We start from the raw sequence: 16,315 nt of genomic DNA, 5'->3' as shown, positions 1-16,315 counted from the left end.
TTCACTGCAAAGAGGAGGTAAAGGGGAGAAGAGGCCGCTAGTAGCAAGTTCCCAGCAAGAATTTTCATCGCGCTTGGGTTCTTGTTGCCTGCAGATAATTGGCTTTTTAATCGTGTGTGGCTGATGTTGTTAAGCCTTATTGATTAATGTGCCGGCTCATTATTCGCAAGCTATCGTCAGCTTGTTTTATTATCGATAAGGTTAAGCTGATCAATAGTGTTCTTTTAATTGGGAACTCCCCCTACAATCTATATCGGTGCCTAGGTTTTACGCACAATAGATTTTACGCGTAATTTATTGAGTAGTTTTGATAGATCCAAATTGCTAGCAATGCTGTGCAAGTAAATAATACAAACTGTGTGCGCGTATTTAAAAGGCTATCGGGCTTGCGTAAACAAGCTAGAGATTGCTTCCCGGTGACACTGACAAGGCAGATGCTTTATGCAGGCTATCGCAATCACCACATTCCCGCTGTTGGTGCCTTTAGGCTATTGGCTAGGGCTGGTGGTTACTCTTATAGGGGGAAGCCTTGCTTGGAGAAAAACACCAAATTGGCGCTGTATAGAGCATACGAGTGGGCGTGATGATCATCTTTTATTAATGTTGATCGTCGGGCTGGGTGTGGTCGATATTTTGATTGGCGTATGGCATGACAGCTTGTGTCAGGCCTTGCCATTAGTAGGAGCCGCTTGGCTAGCTGCGCTGGTTGTGTTGATGATTGGCGCTGTTAAACCACGGCCAGCAGGATGGTGGGCGGGGCTGGCATTAAGCGGGTTGGGAGCGGGTGGATGGGCTGCGTGGCAAAAATTTGGGGTTGGATTGACGCGCGCGACAGGGCACCCACCGTTACACTCCATTTTCTTCGGTAATTTTGCGTTATTGAGTGCGCTGTTATGTCTGGCTGGTTTGAGCTGGGCCTGGCATCAGAGAACGTTACGTTTTGGTTGGTTGTTACTGTTACTGGGGGGCGCAGCAGGAGGCGTAATGGCATCGGCACTTTCCGGTACGCGAGGTGGTTGGTTAGCCCTGCCATTAGCGGTAGGGGTGTTTTACTACAGTTATGCGCATCAGTGGCAAGCAGCATGGCGTTGGTTGGGTATCTGTTGTGTCGTGGCAGTGCTGGTGGTGGCGTACGTCATCCCGCAAAGCGGAGTGGAAAGGCGGGTGAATAAGGCGGTAGCTGACGTGCACCACTATATTGAGGGAACGGATGTTGGCTCTATCGGAGCGCGTCTGGAAATGTATCGCGGTGCCTTGTGGTTAATAGGTGAGCATCCGTTCATGGGCTACGGACATGAAGGCTATCAGCCCGCAATGCAAAGGCTAGAAGCTGAAGGGGTTCTAAGCCCAAAGTTAGGCAATTACTGGCATGCGCACAATGATCTACTGGATGCCTGGGTGAGGCGAGGACTGCTTGGCATGTTAGTAGTGCTGGGGCTTTACCTTGTGCCTTTATGGCATTTTTTCCCAGGTTTGCGCAGTGAAAATCCAGTGCATAAATCCTTTTCTGTCGCTGGAGTACTGTTGACAGTCGCCTTTATAAGCTTTGGTTTGAGCTACTCTTTTTTCGCTTACCCTGCAGGTATAGCCGTATATGCTAGCTGGCTGGTTTTCCTGTGGGTTCAGATTCCCGAGACACTTCCGCAGAAGAGTCGCTATGGATACGCTAATTAATGCGTTGGCTGCAACAATAGTGATACCCCATGGCTTTGATGACTATCACCTTTGTATCGAATGCGGGGTCGGCTTGCTGTCGGGTGTATGCATTAAGCACGCTATTTGAAGACTAGACGCTCCGCTTCTTGTTAAGGAAATAAGTAGCTTATGTTCAAGCATATTTTGGTGGTTTGTACAGGTAACATCTGCCGTAGCCCTGTCGCTGAAGCAATCCTCAGGCAGCAACTCCCTAACTGCCAAGTCAGTTCAGCTGGCTTAGGTGCCTTGCAAGGTGAGCCCGTATCATCGTTTGCGCAGCAATTGGCTGAATCGGATGGTCTGGATGTTACTCACCATCGTGCACGCCAACTGACAGTGCCAATGATTCAAAAAGCCGACCTTATTTTAGTGATGACGGAAGGCCAACGTCGTGCTCTAGGTGAGCAAGCACCACATGCATTGGGTAAGACGCTGTTACTTGGACGCTGGCTGAATGACGGTGAAGGGCAAGACATCCCTGATCCGTATAGAAAGACGCTAGATGTCTTTGAGCATGTGCATACGCTGTTAAAGGATGCGAGCTTTTTGTGGGTAGACAAGCTTCCAAAAACGCTACGTTGATACCGGTCATTTTGAGCAGGGCCCCCTAATCTGCGACAGGTGGCCTTCTAGATTTCTCCCTCTGAGACTTTCCTTCCTCTCTTTCGCTGAGTCTTCACTGAAGCAGTGAGCGGCTATTAATAGCCAGATTGATTTCTAATTAAGAATTTACGCACATAAAGACCCAACCTAAGTTAATCCTATGTTTGTAACGTTTATGTTACATGAAAAATTGGCTTTCAGAGAGCACCTGTTTTCTTTATATAGGTACTGTAAAAATCTAATGACAATATTGTTAAATATTATTCATATTTTTTAATATATTGATTTTTGGTAATTATTATTTGAAATAATACCAGTTCTCCTTTTTTTCCTTCCCTGGAAACCTAGAGTTTCTCCTGTTTTTGCTACCGCTTAAGCATGTCTCCCTGCTCAAAAAAGTAGTAGTTATTTCACCCCCTGGTATTTATGTAAATAAAGTTATTCTTTTTGTATTCTTATGTAACATTAAAAATAATTACCAAGTGGGTAGTTCTGTCTCATGGCGATAGCGAATTGATGTCGCCTGGGCTGTGTTCGATAAGGCTCTGGGAAATGCCTGATCAAAATCCTCGGGCGGTAGCGTGGCTAGACAAAAACAAAGGGAGCAACCATGAATAATTTCAATGAAGTAGAAAGAGTGGAATCTAGAAGAGGTCCAGTTCGACTAGTCCACTATCTCGTATTGATCCTGCTCCTGGGAGTCCTCAGTGGCTGCGCTATGGCCCCTGGTGGCCATATTGATCAGGACAACCTTGAGCAATCACTAGATGGACGAGTGGACGTGGAGCAGATCACTCCAGATTTAGTGAATGCGATGTTTGAAAGGGATGTTTCTTCTCGAGTTCCATCTCCCGCATTGAATCCAGTGGTGCCGGGGTATGAGTACCGGGTGGGGCCTGGCGATATTTTAAGTGTGATTGTCTATGACCATCCAGAACTGACCATCCCCGCAGGTTCTGAGCGCTCAGCAGCAGAAACCGGAAACCGGATACGGCCCAATGGCACCATGTTTTATCCATACGTGGGGCGTGTAAGGGTTGAGGGAATGACGCTTGATGAAGTGCGTAACCTTATTACTCGGCGTCTAGCCAATGTGATCAATGAGCCGCAAGTGGAAGTTGGCATCGCGGCGTTTAACTCCCAGAAAGTCTATATCAGTGGTGCTGTCGAAAACCCTGGCACATTACCACTGACCATTGTACCGATGACAATCCTGGATGCCATCAGTGCAGTAGGCGGGGCGCGGGAAAATGCCGACTGGCGAAACGTAACGTTGAGTCGTAATGGTGGCGAAGAGCGCATCTCACTTTATGCAATGATGCGTCAGGGGGATATGACGCAGAATCGTTTGCTGCGTGATGGTGACTTGCTTCATGTGCCTACTATGGAGAACCAGAACGTCGTGGTGATGGGGCAGGTAGTACGTCCCGGCACAATCGCTATTGGCAATGAGCGGATCACCTTGACGGATGCATTAGGCAGGGCAGGTGGTGTGAATGAGAGTCGCGCTGAGCCTTCAGGAATTTTTGTAGTACGAGGTAACTCGCCAGGTAGTGAAAAGTTTGCCACTGTTTATCAGTTAGATATCAGGGATGCTACACGGCTATTGCTTGGAACCCGCTTTCCTCTCCAGCCTCAGGATGTGGTGTACGTGACGTCAGCACCATTGGCTCGTTGGAACTCGGTCATTTCTCTGCTGCTGCCATCAGTCAGTCTGCCGGGTAATGTTGTAACGGTAGCCAGTGATGCCAGCGAGCTTTAAGTGGCTATTTTGAATAGCATTTCTGAATAGCGAGGCATGACCATGAACTACTTTCCTCATCCACCTTCATCATCAGCTAGCCCCCAGGAGAGTGATGACCTTAATTTGCGCAAGCTGGTCGACACACTATCTGACCATCGTTGGTTTATCGTAACGATAACGGGGCTTTTTCTCCTGGCAGGATATTTTTATGCCAGTTCTCAGCCACGTATCTATCAGGCTGACGCGTTGGTTCAGATAGAGAGCCGAGGGGCGAACTTGGCGTTTATGGAGTCATTGGGTGAGCAACAGCCAGGTAACCCTACCGCCGCAGAGCTCGAAATATTGCGATCACGTATGGTGTTGGGAGAAACAGCTGAACGGCAAGACCTGGCGATTAAGGTTGAACCGCGTCGATTGCCGGTCATTGGAGACTTTCTTGTCAATCATGGGGTTAGTCAGGATTTAATCGAAAGCCTAACCCCGGCCTTTATGCGCGAATGGTTAGGAATGGGAGAAGAGAGTCGCTGGCAAAATCCTTATGTGTGGGCCAACGAGTCTGTGCGTGTCTCACGCTTTTCTGTGCCCGATGAACATGTCGGAAGCGAGCACCTGCTGCGCATAAAGGAAGAGGGTAACTTTGAGTTATGGCTAGAAGATGAGCGAGTGCTTATCGGTAACGTTGGGGAAACCGTTCAAGATGAGGGGGTAGGTTATCGTCTTTTTATTAGCCAGGCAGCTGCCCATCCTGGTGCTGAATTCAGCTTGACGCGTATGTCGTCTCTTAATGCGATAAAAGACCTTGAGAGTCGTTTTGAGGTGATGCCGAGAGGTATTGAATCAGGTGTCTATGAACTTATGCTTAGTGGTGCGGATCGCAGTAAGATCCAGCCGACACTTGACACCCTAACAGGGGTTTTTCTAACTCAGAATGTGCAGCGTCATTCAGAAGAAGCAGAGAAACAAATCGCCTTTCTTGGCGAGCAAATTCCCCAAGTTAGGGACCAGCTATCTAATGCGGAGGGAATGCTCAATGACTATCGGGCGCAGCGTGACTCAGTCGACTTAACATTCGAGACGCAAAATCTTCTCACCCGTGTGGTAGATGTAGAAAATCAACTCAGCGAGTTGGCTATGAGGGAGGCCGACTTAGCTGAGCGGTACCGCCCCTCGCATCCCAACTATCAAACCTTGTTAAGGCAGCGCTCTCAACTCGTAGAGGAGCGTGACCGTCTCAATGCCCAGGTCAATGAATTGCCTGAAACTCAACAAGAAGTGCTTCGCCTGACTCGGGACAGTCAGGTCAATCAGCAAGTGTATGTTCAACTGCTCAATCAACTTCAAGAGATGCGTTTGGTTAAAGCCGGTACGGTGGGTAACGTACGCATCCTTGATGCCGCTATTCTAAATCCGGGCACTATCGCACCGCGCATTCCATTGATAACGGCTGTCAGTGCACTGATAGGCGCGTTGCTGGCCACGATGCTGGTGGTCGTGCGGTTGTTACTGAGTCGCGCGATTAAGTCACCCGAGCAACTGGAAGAGTTGGGGTTGCCTGTCTATGCAACGCTGCCAGATTCTGGCGGGCAAACAGGGCTTACCGAGCGAATTCGTCCGCGCCATTCTAAAAAGGTTCAGGAAGTTTTCCGAGGCTTGCTGGCGATTAAAAAACCCGCCGAAATTGCGGTGGAAGCGTTGCGTGGTCTGCGAACTAGCCTCTATTTTGCGATGCTCGAATCGGACAATAACCGCTTGATGATTACCGGTGCGAGCCCAGGGGTTGGCAAGAGCTTTGTCGCCGCCAATTTAGCCGCTGTCTGTGCCCAGGCGGGGCAAAGAGTTCTATTGATTGATGCCGATATGCGTCGTGGACATCTGCATCATGCGTTTCACAGCAAGGGCGTTAAAGGCCTTTCAGAGTTGTTAGCACGACGAATCGATGCAGAAGAAGCTGTTCGCCATAGCGACTTAGAAGGGTTGGATTATGTTGCCAGGGGCAGTGTGCCGCCTAATCCATCGGAGTTGTTAATGCAGCAAAGTTTCCACGATTTCCTGGAAGCCATGAGCCAGTGCTATGACTTAGTGATCGTAGATACGCCGCCGATACTGGCGGTAACCGATGCAACGGTGGTGGGTAAGCTGGCGGGAACCAGTTTGATGGTAGTCCGCTTCGACAGCCATCCTCCTGGAGAAATTAAGGCTGCTAAACGCCGTCTGGAGAGCGCTGGCGTGAATATTAAAGGTGCAATCCTAAACGGCGTTAAGAAAACGACCAACAGCCGTCATGGCTACTATGGCAGCTACCTCTATGCTTACCGGTGATCCAAGATGCTGAAGCAATTACGCGAACTCTACTCGTTATTGACGCAGCAACAGCGGCGTCAATTATTGAGGCTCCAGGTGCTGATTATCGGTATGGCGTTGGCACAAATTGCTGGGGTCATTGCTATTGGGCCGTTTATGGCGGTTGTGGGAGATATGAATAAGCTCCAGGGCGATGGTTGGCTTGCTGTGGCGTATAGCGTTACCGGTATGCAAAGCCCCAAGGCTTTCTTAAGTTTATTGGGTGCCATGGTACTCGGCGTTCTGTTGATGGCGGCCCTGCTGTCTATCTATACGTCGTGGCGGCTGGCGCTTTACAGCGCCCGTGTGGGGGCAGAACTGTCAAGTCGCCTCTACCGCTATTACCTGCACCAGCCTTGGTTGTTTCATTCCAATCAAAATACCAGTGCTCTGACCACTAAGGTATCTGCGGAAGTCCAGCGTGTATCTCTCAAGATCATCAATCCTGTTATGGAGCTTAATGCTAAGTTGATCATGCTATCACTGATGACCTTAGCCATTTTTCTCTATAACCCCTTGGTGGCGATAATTGGTGTAGTGGTCTTTTTTGGGACTTATTTACTGCTTTACCAAACGGTTAGGCGTTTTTTAATCATTAACGGAAGACGAATTTCTAAAGCTCAATCCAAGCGTTTTAAATTGATGAGTGAAGGATTCGGTGGCATTAAGGATCTGCTTTTACTACATCGCCAGACAAGTTTTACCACACGCTTTGATGATGCCTGCAATTCTATCGCGCGTGGTGAAGGAGTGACGCAGGGGCTAAGTGAAGCCCCACGTTATGCCATTGAACTGGTAGCTTTTGGTTCGGTTATTGTGTTGGTGCTTTATCTGCTTAACCTTTATGAGGGTAATCTTGGGGCAATTTTGCCAGCACTCTCTATTTATGCGCTGGCAGGCTTTAAAATGCTGCCTGGTTTTCAAAAGATATACACCTCACTTACAAAAATTCGCGGCAACTTAGCCGCTTATAACGCCATTCGTGATGACTTGATCGCCAGCCGTGATGAGACTAAAAACGGCGATATCGCCATTAATGAAACTCAGTCAGCAGCTTCAATAACGCCTTGGGTACCTCAGCAAGAGATAAAAATCCAGGATGTGGTCTTCGACTATCCAGGAACGCGGGCCTTGGCGCTTGATCGGCTCACGCTAACGATCCCCGTCAACCAGATGGTGGGGCTAGTGGGAACCTCTGGTAGTGGCAAGAGCACGGCGGTGGATTTATTACTCGGCTTGATTGAGCCCCAGCAAGGTCAAGTACTGATTGATGGTGTTCCCTTAACGCATGAGAATTTACGCCAATGGCAGGCGGGGGTGGGGTTTGTGCCTCAGCAGATATTTTTGTCCGATGCCAGCATCCTCGAAAACGTCGCCTTTGCTATCGAGCGCAAGGATATTGATGTTGAGAGGGTTAAGGAATCGCTGCGTATGGCGCAACTGGATGATCTGCTTGATAGATTCCCGGAGGGGCTTGAAACACGCATAGGCGAGCGCGGTGTTCAGATATCTGGTGGGCAGCGCCAACGCCTGGGAATCGCTCGCGCCCTTTATCAGCAAGCTAGAGTGCTGGTGTTTGACGAGGCGACGAGTGCGCTGGATGGCATTACCGAGCGCCGTGTAATGGAAGACATCCAGCGATTTTCCGGCCAGATGACCGTCATCATGATTGCCCATCGTCTAGCGACCGTTAAGGGGTGCGACATCATTTATATGCTTGAGAATGGGCAGGTAATTGATGCTGGCACTTACGACGACTTGGCCAGCCGTAACCATACTTTCCAGATGATGGCGAATCTCTAGCCAGGCGTCTCTTCCAAGATAGACAAAAGGGTATCGCCATGAACTTAATCGGCGCACTACTACTGTTTTTGGGTCTTTCATTAAGTAGCCTTTATTTGTTCCCTAGTGGTGGACCGCAGTTGACTGATGTTGTCTTGATAGGTTTCGTCGGCGTGATGTTGGTGATGTCCCTGGGCGACAAACATCTGAAAGTTTCCCCTTTTGCCATATGTTGGGGAATGATGGTGCTGTGGGTGTTGATGGTTTGCCTTAGCTGGACGCTGGTCTTAGGAACGACCAGCTTTTTCAGACCTGCTCAGTTTTTCCTGTTTAATTTCCTGGTGGGCATGGCGTTATTACGTTTTCTTAGCGTATATGGCGAACGCGCTACAGGGCTTATCCGTAACGGTGTAGCAATCGCGCTATTGATCGCGGGTAGTCAGGTGTTGTTGCAGTTAGCTATGGGAGTTAATCGCACAACGGGAAGTTTCAATAACCCTAACCAGCTCGCTTATTTTTCATTATGTGGCGTGGTGGTGTTATTGATGCTTGATGATTTTCATCCGCGGATGAGGCTCTTGGGATTGGCTGGGCTAGCTTCCGGCGTGTTGGGGATTCTAGCAGCGTCATCGCTAGCAGCAATGGGGGGAGGTGTCTTGGTCCTGATTGGATGGGCCATGGCGAATGCCCGCCAAATTAAGCATTTTGCGCGCTTGCTACTGTTACTTCCCTTGCTACTGTTGGGTGTTTTGTTCGCCAATATCAGCTCGGATGGACAAGTGTTGCGCAACTTAGAGGCGCGCTTGGACAGAGCGCCAAGTAAAGTAGACAGCGTCTATGAAGAACGCAAATTTGACCGACTAACGAACTTCCCTGAATACGCCATTTTAGGTGCGGGGGAGGCTGAACGTCAGCGTTTTGCTCCCTACGGTGGGCTTGAAATTCACTCCTCTTTCGTCAACATGTTATTTGCCTACGGGCTGCCAGGCCTAGGGCTTTTCCTATTGACGATCGTTATCGCGCTACGACGAGCGCCGCTGTATGTCTGGGCGGGTGTGGCCGGACCGTTGATCTATTCGACTACCCATAATGGCCTTCGCGCGACGCTATTTTGGTTGGTGCTAGTGTTGTGTTGGCACCTTTACCGACAAGGGGCATTAGCCGCTTCGCATCATCGGCTGATGCCTGACGTGCACTGAAATAACACCATTGCCACTCATGTGGCCAGATAACTCGCACGTAACGCCAGCAAAGAATAATAACGGGGGAATCATGGATAGCTTAATGAAATCGTTGTCGGTGACACCCCGCTGGATAAAACGCAGAGTCCTTGTCTTGCTGGATGGTGTGATTGTAGCGGGTAGTTTACAGCTGGCAACGGTGATTCACGTGGAAAATTTGCAGCCACTAAGAGATGGCTCCCTGTGGATGACGATTGGCCTGTTAGTGCCAACAAGTCTGTTGCTTTTCCATTGGCTCGGGCTATATCGAATAGTGATTCGTTATATGAGCCATGTCACTGTACCGACCGTCGCTATGGTCGTCGTGACGTCAGCGCTATTAGTGGTGCCAGTCAGTTATATGGTTGAACACTCTGTCGGGCTATCCGTCATCGTCATTTATACGCTCCTCCTATTATTAGGTATTGGTAGCCTGCGTTTTTTTATCCGTGAACTGTATCGCTATAGCCAGCGTCGTCAACGCAAGCCAGTAGTGATCTATGGGGCAGGAGCCGCTGGCTGCGAATTGGTCGATGCGCTTCGCCATGGTGGTGAGTATGAGCCGGTGGCTTTCGTAGATGACTGGCGTGGGCTAGAAGGTGCCATGGTCGAAGGGCTGAGGGTACACCAACCGGTTGCGTTAGCCGCCTTGGTGCAAGAGTATCAGGCTGCCATGGTGCTGCTGGCAATTCCTAGTGCTCCGCGTTGGCGACGCCGTGAGATATTACACTGGCTTTCGGGTCTGTCGGTTCCTCTAAAAACAATTCCTGGTAGCGCTGATGTGATTGCCGGGAGAGCAAAAATTAGCGAGCTTCATGACGTGGCGCTAGAGGACTTATTAGGAAGAGAAGCTGTACCCGCCTTCCCTGAGTTGCTGCAGGCTAATATTCGCGATAAGGCGGTTATGGTCACCGGCGCTGGAGGGTCAATTGGTAGTGAGCTATGCCGCCAGATCCTTGCTCAGAATCCCATACGCCTGTTACTGGTCGACAACTGCGAATTTGCCCTATACGCCATTGAGCAGGAGTTAAGGCAGGTAGTTGAAACGACCCATTCACGCTGTGAACTAAAACCACTGCTTATTTCGGTTCAGCATGCGGGTAGCCTCAAAGCAGTATTTGAGAGCTTTCAGGTGCATACCGTTTACCATGCAGCCGCTTACAAGCATGTGCCGATGGTTGAGTTTAATCTTGTCCAGGGGGTCAGTAACAACGTCTTTGGCACCTTAAACCTAGCTCAGGCGGCAATGACAGCCGGTGTCGAAACCTTCGTGGTTATTTCCACCGATAAGGCAGTTCGCCCCACCAATGCGATGGGGGCTTCCAAGCGATTGACCGAACTTATTTGCCAAGCTTTCGCTCATGCGCAGTCAAATACACGTTTTTGCATGGTGCGTTTTGGAAATGTGTTGGGATCAAGTGGCTCTGTTGTGCCGTTGTTTCGCAAACAGATTGAGCAGGGCGGCCCTATCAAAGTTACCCACCCGGAAATCACCCGTTATTTCATGACAATTCCCGAAGCCGCTCAGCTGGTTATCCAGGCTGGCGCGATGGGCGAAGGTGGTGAGGTATTTGTTCTCGACATGGGTGAACCGGTTCGTATTCTGGATTTGGCAATGAATATGGTTAGGCTTTCAGGGCTTGAAGTGAGAGATGCCGAACACCCTGAAGGTGATATTGAGATTGTTTATTCCGGTTTGCGCCCAGGAGAAAAGTTATACGAAGAGCTGTTAATCGGCGATGACGTCAGGCGGACTCGTCACGATCGGATAATGACTTCAAAAGAGCGCTTCTGGGAATGGCCAAGGCTTGAAACCTTTTTAAAAGAATTGGAACAGGCTTTTATCGAGACCGACCATTTGCGTATCCGTCAACTTTTACAGTCGGCCCCATTAGATTATCACCCCTTAGGCGACATAGCGGACCTAGTCTGGGCAGCGCGTCAGGCTTCGCCCCTTGAGCCACAGGGCCAACGCTTAACTACGAATCCATTCTTAACGTCTATGAACCGACTCGATCCAGTTCTTAACCAAGCACTTAATCCCGCCACCAAGGAAAGCTAAAATGCTGATCGACTCATTGTCTATCAAAGTGTGGATGCTCCGAAAGGCCGAGCGTGCGGGGTTACACATCCAGTCGATGAAACATTTTCAGCCAGTGGATGCTCGTAGGCATATGAGCAATCCTCTTGAGTTAAATTATCTTTATCCTGGCAGAGAGCTGCTCCTTGACGCGCCTATGGAGTGGGGGTTTGGCTTGTTCAATCTCAGTGGTCATCGGCGCTTTCTAAATGATGTGATGCAGGAAGCATTTGATAATCCTGGCAGGGAGCGCGATTTGCTCCGTGAAGCCCTGCGTGTTTTCTATGCTGACTGGCAGCCAGCCAATGCTGCCGAATTTCTGGGAGTTTCTTCTGGTCAAGTGGGTGAACTAGTCGATGTACCTCCGTGGCAGGCTTGCTCGCCATGGGATTCCCACAATGCAGTAGAAAAGAGTGTCAAACGCCAGCGAACTGAATTACGTGAAAATACCCGAATATTAGGCAAACGCCTGGACATTAATGCGGGTTGGAAGTTCTGTGGACCCGTCAGCGAAGATAAGCTTGAAGTTGAGGTTGAGCGTTTGGCTCGGGTACTTGAATCGATTCGCCGTCAGGGGATCTGTCGCCATGACGGCACTGATGGAGATATCCGGGCGAACGTTTTGACGCACTCAGATGGGCGCTGGCGCTGGGTTGTACATGGTGGTCAGCATCGCTACGCGGTGATCAGTGCGTTAGGAGCGCTGCGGGCTACTATTCGGGTGGAGCGTTTTATTCGGCGTGAAGACGTTGCCCTTTGGCCTACAGTGACCTCAGGTTTATTTAGCCAAGAAGCAGCCCTCAAAATATTCGATAACTACTTTGCCGATTAATATATAAAATTATTTTTTAATAAAACCACTCTGTCTAAGGCGTTTTTGTCTCTTCCTAAATTGTTTTTTTTAATTTCTCTCTTTAGTGATTTTTTTTCATTTTAAATTATTTTTTAATGATTTTTATAAGAGGCCTTATAAATCCTCTTGTTAGCTTTTTACGACACTCCCTTTAGTTCTAAAGGAGAAAGGCTACGATGAATAAACAACATAATATTGAGGAAAATGAGTGGTTAACTGGCGTTGCCGTTTTTCTAATTAGGGAGCGTGGGCTTGCATATTTAGATGTCTTACGTAGCCTGCTTGATCGCTACGGTTTCAATATTTTGAGCGAACTAGCAATTCATGAAGATCAACGGCAAACGTTGGCAAAGTGGATTGATAGTAGTGAACAGGAGCCTGTGGATTGGCCTGGTAATGGCGGTCTGCCAGCTTATTTTTTGGCGGTGCACGATGTGCATCCTGTGATGGAGCAACCTTCTTCGAGGGAGACACCAGGACGAACCGATAATGTACGGCTGCTTACTGTAGAAACAGTGCTAACTCAAAAAGTCAACGATGGGCGCAGTGGTCAAGAACACGTCAGTCCACTGTATTTGTCTTGTAGCACTACTCAGGCACTTGAATACCTAAAGAAAATAGTTCCACAGCAGATCGGTAAAATACGTGCGACAGCTCAGCGCTATAACATGGAGTTTCGCACCCCTTATCCAGTGCTAGCCGACGTGAGTAAGCAGGTATGTCGAGCCAAAGTAGAGCTGGTGGATTTTCACGGCACGGAAGCAATTTGCAAAACCTTTCGCCCGGGGCGTGAGCGGTATTTAGAGCGTGAAGTAAAAGCCCGTGAGCTAGGCGCTTCATTACCTGAAGTATCGCGATTGCTAGAGGTGGGGCCTCATTACCTAGTGTTTGAGCGCTATTCCAATCGTATGGAGCGTATCCTTTCTCCCCGTGCACCGTTCTCACCACATGGGTTACTACCTCTCTGGACAATTGAGCGTGTCCGAGCGGTTATCTTGCATTATCGACGTCTTGGCTATGAGTGCATTGACCTTAATCCGCAAGACCTGATTTATGACCCTTGCCAAGGCCTCAAAATTATCGATTTCGAATTTCTTCAGCCTGGCACCGACGAGATAGAAAGTCTGAAGGGCAATTATGCTTGGTATGACGTGCCATCACGTTTCAAGGGGGATTTGCCAATTTCGGTTCATCAAGGCTCCTATCATGAGCGCTGGTTCCCCTATACCGGGCTACCCCGAACCCTATGTTTGAACAAGCTTCCGAGACCGGTACTTACCATGGTGCGCTCGGCGGCACTAGTGCCTTTAACGTTAGACGGTTTAAGGCGAGTGAGTTGGCAACATATTCAGCGCCTTGTACGTAACTGATCTATCTCCCTTCCTTCCTCTTGCTCACGGTTGTCTCGTCATGGAGTCACTGTATGAAGATTCTAGTAACCGGCCATGCTGGATTCATTGGCTTTCACACTGCTAAACGTCTGCTAGAGCGGGGGGATAGTGTTGTCGGGTTTGATAACGTTAATGACTATTACGACCCTGCTATAAAAGAAGCGCGTCTCAAAATACTTGAACAGACGGCAGCTGAGACAGGAAATAACTACCTCTCAATTCGTGCCAACTTAGCTAATCAGCAAGCGGTGGCAACGTGCTTTGAAGAGCACCATTTTGATCGCGTCATTCATCTTGCTGCCCAAGCTGGCGTGCGCTACTCACTGGAAAATCCGCTTAGTTATGTGGAAAGTAACTTAATTGGCTTTACCAATATATTAGAAGCGTGTCGCTACGCTAAGGTTGCGCACCTGACTTACGCCAGCACCAGCAGCGTATACGGTGCCAATACGCTAATGCCATTTTCCGAGCACAAGGGCGCCAATCATCCGTTGCAATTTTATGCGGCCACCAAGAAAGCTAACGAAATGATGGCTCATAGTTATAGTCATCTGTTTGGACTGCCGACGACTGGCCTAAGGTTTTTTACTGTCTATGGGCCATGGGGTCGCCCAGACATGGCACTTTTTAAATTTACCAAGCACATTCTGGCTGATGAGCCTATTCAGGTTTTTAATTATGGCCACCATACACGCGACTTTACTTATGTAGATGACATTGTAGAAGGCATTATTCGCGCCAGTGACGACATCGCAACCCCGGCTCAAGAGTGGAATAGCGATAGCCCCGATCCTGCTACCAGTAATGCACCGTATCGCCTCTTTAACATAGGTAATAATGATCCGGTAACGATCAGTGTTTATATCGAAGCCATTGAAAAGGCGCTAGGTAAAAAAGCCATCAAAGAAATGCTGCCTCTACAGCCGGGAGATGCGCTAGATACGTATGCGGACTCAGGTGAATTAGAAAGAAGGGTGGGATATAAACCCTCTACACCAATCTTTAAGGGCATTGAAAACTTCATTGCTTGGTATCGCGACTATTACTCATTAAAAAAATATTCACCTACTGACTCCTCTGATGCTGCAAGCGAAGTGTCTGGCTTAATTAAGTGATATGAACTCCTTACTTCTCCCTTAGCACACCCAACCCTAGCAGGAACTCCAATGAACGTTACAGTTTTCGGAACGGGTTATGTTGGCCTGGTTCAAGGTGCAATTTTGTCTGAAGTTGGTCATCACGTTGTTTGCGTAGATGTGGATGCCCATAAGGTTGAACAGCTTAAGATGGGTATCACGCCTATCTATGAACCTGGATTGGAGTCGATAGTAAAAGAGAACCACGCTGCTGGAAGGCTCGATTTTACTACCGATGCGGTTGCCGCGATTAAACATGGTCAGGTTCAATTTGTCGCCGTGGGAACTCCTCCGGATGAAGATGGAAGTGCGGATCTATCCTATGTACTCAACGTGGCGACGACTATCGCTGAACACATGGAGCGCGACCAAGTTATCGTTAACAAATCCACTGTGCCAGTAGGTAGCGCCGACAAAGTTCGTGTCGTGATGGAAGAAGTATTGAAAAGGCGTGGTCGAAGCGACATCAGCTTTGAAGTGGTGTCTAATCCTGAGTTTCTAAAGGAAGGTAGTGCCGTCGTAGACTGCCAAAAGCCAGATCGAATTATTATTGGTACCAGTTGCGATGCAACAATAGAGGTCATGCGAGAATTATATGCGCCTTTTAATCGCAATCACGACAAAGTTATCGTGATGGATGTAAAAAGCGCTGAGTTAACAAAGTATGCTGCTAACTGCATGTTAGCAACCAAGATTAGTTTTATGAACGAAATGGCAAACTTAGCCGAGCTACTGGGAGCCGATATTGAAGCCGTGCGTAAGGGAATCGGCTCGGATCCACGCATTGGCTACCACTTTATTTACCCTGGTGTAGGCTACGGGGGTTCCTGCTTTCCCAAAGACCTACAGGCGCTTATTCACACTGCAAATAGTATCGACTTTGACGCCAAACTGCTCAAAGCGGTGGAATTCCGTAATAAAGAGCAAAAAACCACACTTTTCCAGAAAATAAATCAGCACTTCAATGCACAGTTAAAGGGTAAAACCTTTGCTATTTGGGGTCTTTCCTTCAAGCCCAATACGGACGATATGCGTGATGCGCCCAGCCGAGTGCTTATGGAGGCTCTATGGGCGGCAGGTGCAAAGGTACAGGCCTATGACCCGGAAGCTATGGAAGAAGCGCAGCGAATCTATGGCAGTCGTGAGCATTTAACCCTTTGTGGAACCAAAGAAGCCGCGTTAAAAAATAGTGATGCGTTAATTATCGTTACCGAGTGGCAAAATTTCCGAGCGCCTGATTTTGAGCTTATCAAGGCTCAGTTATCGGAACCGACTATCTTTGATGGTCGAAATCTTTATGAGCCACACAGAATGGAAGCTAAAGGGTTTAACTACTACTCGGTAGGTAGAGCCAACCCAACGCTGTCAATAACATCCCAAGCTGAACGCCATCTGGTAACTGCCAGTAATTAAAGACGATATCTAATATGGTTGTTTTTTTGGGTATTTAATTGTTGTAGCTGGCTTTGTA

The 16,315-nt window shown here is 48.6% G+C and carries 11 protein-coding genes; all 11 read left to right on the top strand.

The features are described from left to right. Nucleotides 1–441 precede the first annotated feature (441 nt). Nucleotides 442–1,674: an O-antigen ligase family protein gene (locus tag K7H08_RS01450; RefSeq protein ID WP_231657013.1), complete on the top strand. Its 1,233-nt coding sequence runs from the start codon at nucleotides 442–444 to the stop codon at nucleotides 1,672–1,674. A gap of 150 nt (nucleotides 1,675–1,824) precedes the next feature. Further along, a complete protein-coding gene (locus tag K7H08_RS01445; protein WP_095603041.1) occupies nucleotides 1,825–2,277 on the top strand; it encodes a low molecular weight protein-tyrosine-phosphatase in 453 nt (150 codons plus the stop codon). Between the two features lie 631 nt (nucleotides 2,278–2,908). Then, nucleotides 2,909–4,060, top strand: a complete 1,152-nt coding sequence (locus K7H08_RS01440) for a polysaccharide export protein (RefSeq protein ID WP_231657012.1) — start codon at nucleotides 2,909–2,911, stop codon at nucleotides 4,058–4,060. 42 nt (nucleotides 4,061–4,102) lie between these two features. Next, the gene (locus tag K7H08_RS01435; protein WP_038484855.1) at nucleotides 4,103–6,361 is read left to right on the top strand and encodes a polysaccharide biosynthesis tyrosine autokinase; all 2,259 of its coding nucleotides are present in this window, start codon (nucleotides 4,103–4,105) and stop codon (nucleotides 6,359–6,361) included. Between the two features lie 6 nt (nucleotides 6,362–6,367). Beyond that, on the top strand, nucleotides 6,368–8,185 hold the full coding sequence (locus K7H08_RS01430; RefSeq protein ID WP_231657011.1) for an ABC transporter ATP-binding protein: 1,818 nt from the start codon (nucleotides 6,368–6,370) through the stop codon (nucleotides 8,183–8,185). A gap of 38 nt (nucleotides 8,186–8,223) precedes the next feature. Beyond that, nucleotides 8,224–9,363 carry a hypothetical protein gene (locus tag K7H08_RS01425; RefSeq protein ID WP_231657010.1) on the top strand — a complete coding sequence of 380 codons (1,140 nt, stop codon included), beginning with the start codon at nucleotides 8,224–8,226 and terminating at the stop codon, nucleotides 9,361–9,363. 73 nt (nucleotides 9,364–9,436) lie between these two features. Further along, nucleotides 9,437–11,446, top strand: coding sequence for a polysaccharide biosynthesis protein (locus K7H08_RS01420; protein WP_231657009.1), 2,010 nt, complete (start codon nucleotides 9,437–9,439; stop codon nucleotides 11,444–11,446). Between the two features lies 1 nt (nucleotide 11,447). After that, nucleotides 11,448–12,296, top strand: a complete 849-nt coding sequence (locus tag K7H08_RS01415) for a hypothetical protein (protein WP_038484846.1) — start codon at nucleotides 11,448–11,450, stop codon at nucleotides 12,294–12,296. Nucleotides 12,297–12,493: 197 nt separating this feature from the next. Beyond that, nucleotides 12,494–13,687 carry a hypothetical protein gene (locus K7H08_RS01410; protein ID WP_231657008.1) on the top strand — a complete coding sequence of 398 codons (1,194 nt, stop codon included), beginning with the start codon at nucleotides 12,494–12,496 and terminating at the stop codon, nucleotides 13,685–13,687. A gap of 53 nt (nucleotides 13,688–13,740) precedes the next feature. Further along, the gene (locus tag K7H08_RS01405) at nucleotides 13,741–14,823 is read left to right on the top strand and encodes an NAD-dependent epimerase (RefSeq protein WP_231657007.1); all 1,083 of its coding nucleotides are present in this window, start codon (nucleotides 13,741–13,743) and stop codon (nucleotides 14,821–14,823) included. Between the two features lie 51 nt (nucleotides 14,824–14,874). Further along, nucleotides 14,875–16,257, top strand: coding sequence for a UDP-glucose dehydrogenase family protein (locus tag K7H08_RS01400; RefSeq protein WP_231657006.1), 1,383 nt, complete (start codon nucleotides 14,875–14,877; stop codon nucleotides 16,255–16,257). The last annotated feature ends 58 nt before the right edge of the window (nucleotides 16,258–16,315 follow it).

Source organism: Halomonas sp. IOP_6, assembly GCF_021151565.1.
GTDB classification, from domain to species: Bacteria; Pseudomonadota; Gammaproteobacteria; order Pseudomonadales; family Halomonadaceae; genus Vreelandella; species Vreelandella alkaliphila.
The sequence above is the reverse complement of the archived record's forward strand: the minus strand, read 5'-3'. Positions and strand labels throughout refer to the sequence as shown.

Bases quoted from the DNA above. Each gene is read 5' to 3' on its own strand.
- K7H08_RS01440 (WP_231657012.1), top strand. From the start codon at position 2,909: ATGAATAATTTCAATGAAGTAGAAAGAGTGGAATCTAGAAGAGGTCCA.
- K7H08_RS01450 (WP_231657013.1), top strand. From the start codon at position 442: ATGCAGGCTATCGCAATCACCACATTCCCGCTGTTGGTGCCTTTAGGC.
- K7H08_RS01415 (WP_038484846.1), top strand. From the start codon at position 11,448: ATGCTGATCGACTCATTGTCTATCAAAGTGTGGATGCTCCGAAAGGCC.
- K7H08_RS01445 (WP_095603041.1), top strand. From the start codon at position 1,825: ATGTTCAAGCATATTTTGGTGGTTTGTACAGGTAACATCTGCCGTAGC.
- K7H08_RS01430 (WP_231657011.1), top strand. From the start codon at position 6,368: ATGCTGAAGCAATTACGCGAACTCTACTCGTTATTGACGCAGCAACAG.
- K7H08_RS01435 (WP_038484855.1), top strand. From the start codon at position 4,103: ATGAACTACTTTCCTCATCCACCTTCATCATCAGCTAGCCCCCAGGAG.
- K7H08_RS01425 (WP_231657010.1), top strand. From the start codon at position 8,224: ATGAACTTAATCGGCGCACTACTACTGTTTTTGGGTCTTTCATTAAGT.
- K7H08_RS01400 (WP_231657006.1), top strand. From the start codon at position 14,875: ATGAACGTTACAGTTTTCGGAACGGGTTATGTTGGCCTGGTTCAAGGT.
- K7H08_RS01405 (WP_231657007.1), top strand. From the start codon at position 13,741: ATGAAGATTCTAGTAACCGGCCATGCTGGATTCATTGGCTTTCACACT.
- K7H08_RS01420 (WP_231657009.1), top strand. From the start codon at position 9,437: ATGGATAGCTTAATGAAATCGTTGTCGGTGACACCCCGCTGGATAAAA.
- K7H08_RS01410 (WP_231657008.1), top strand. From the start codon at position 12,494: ATGAATAAACAACATAATATTGAGGAAAATGAGTGGTTAACTGGCGTT.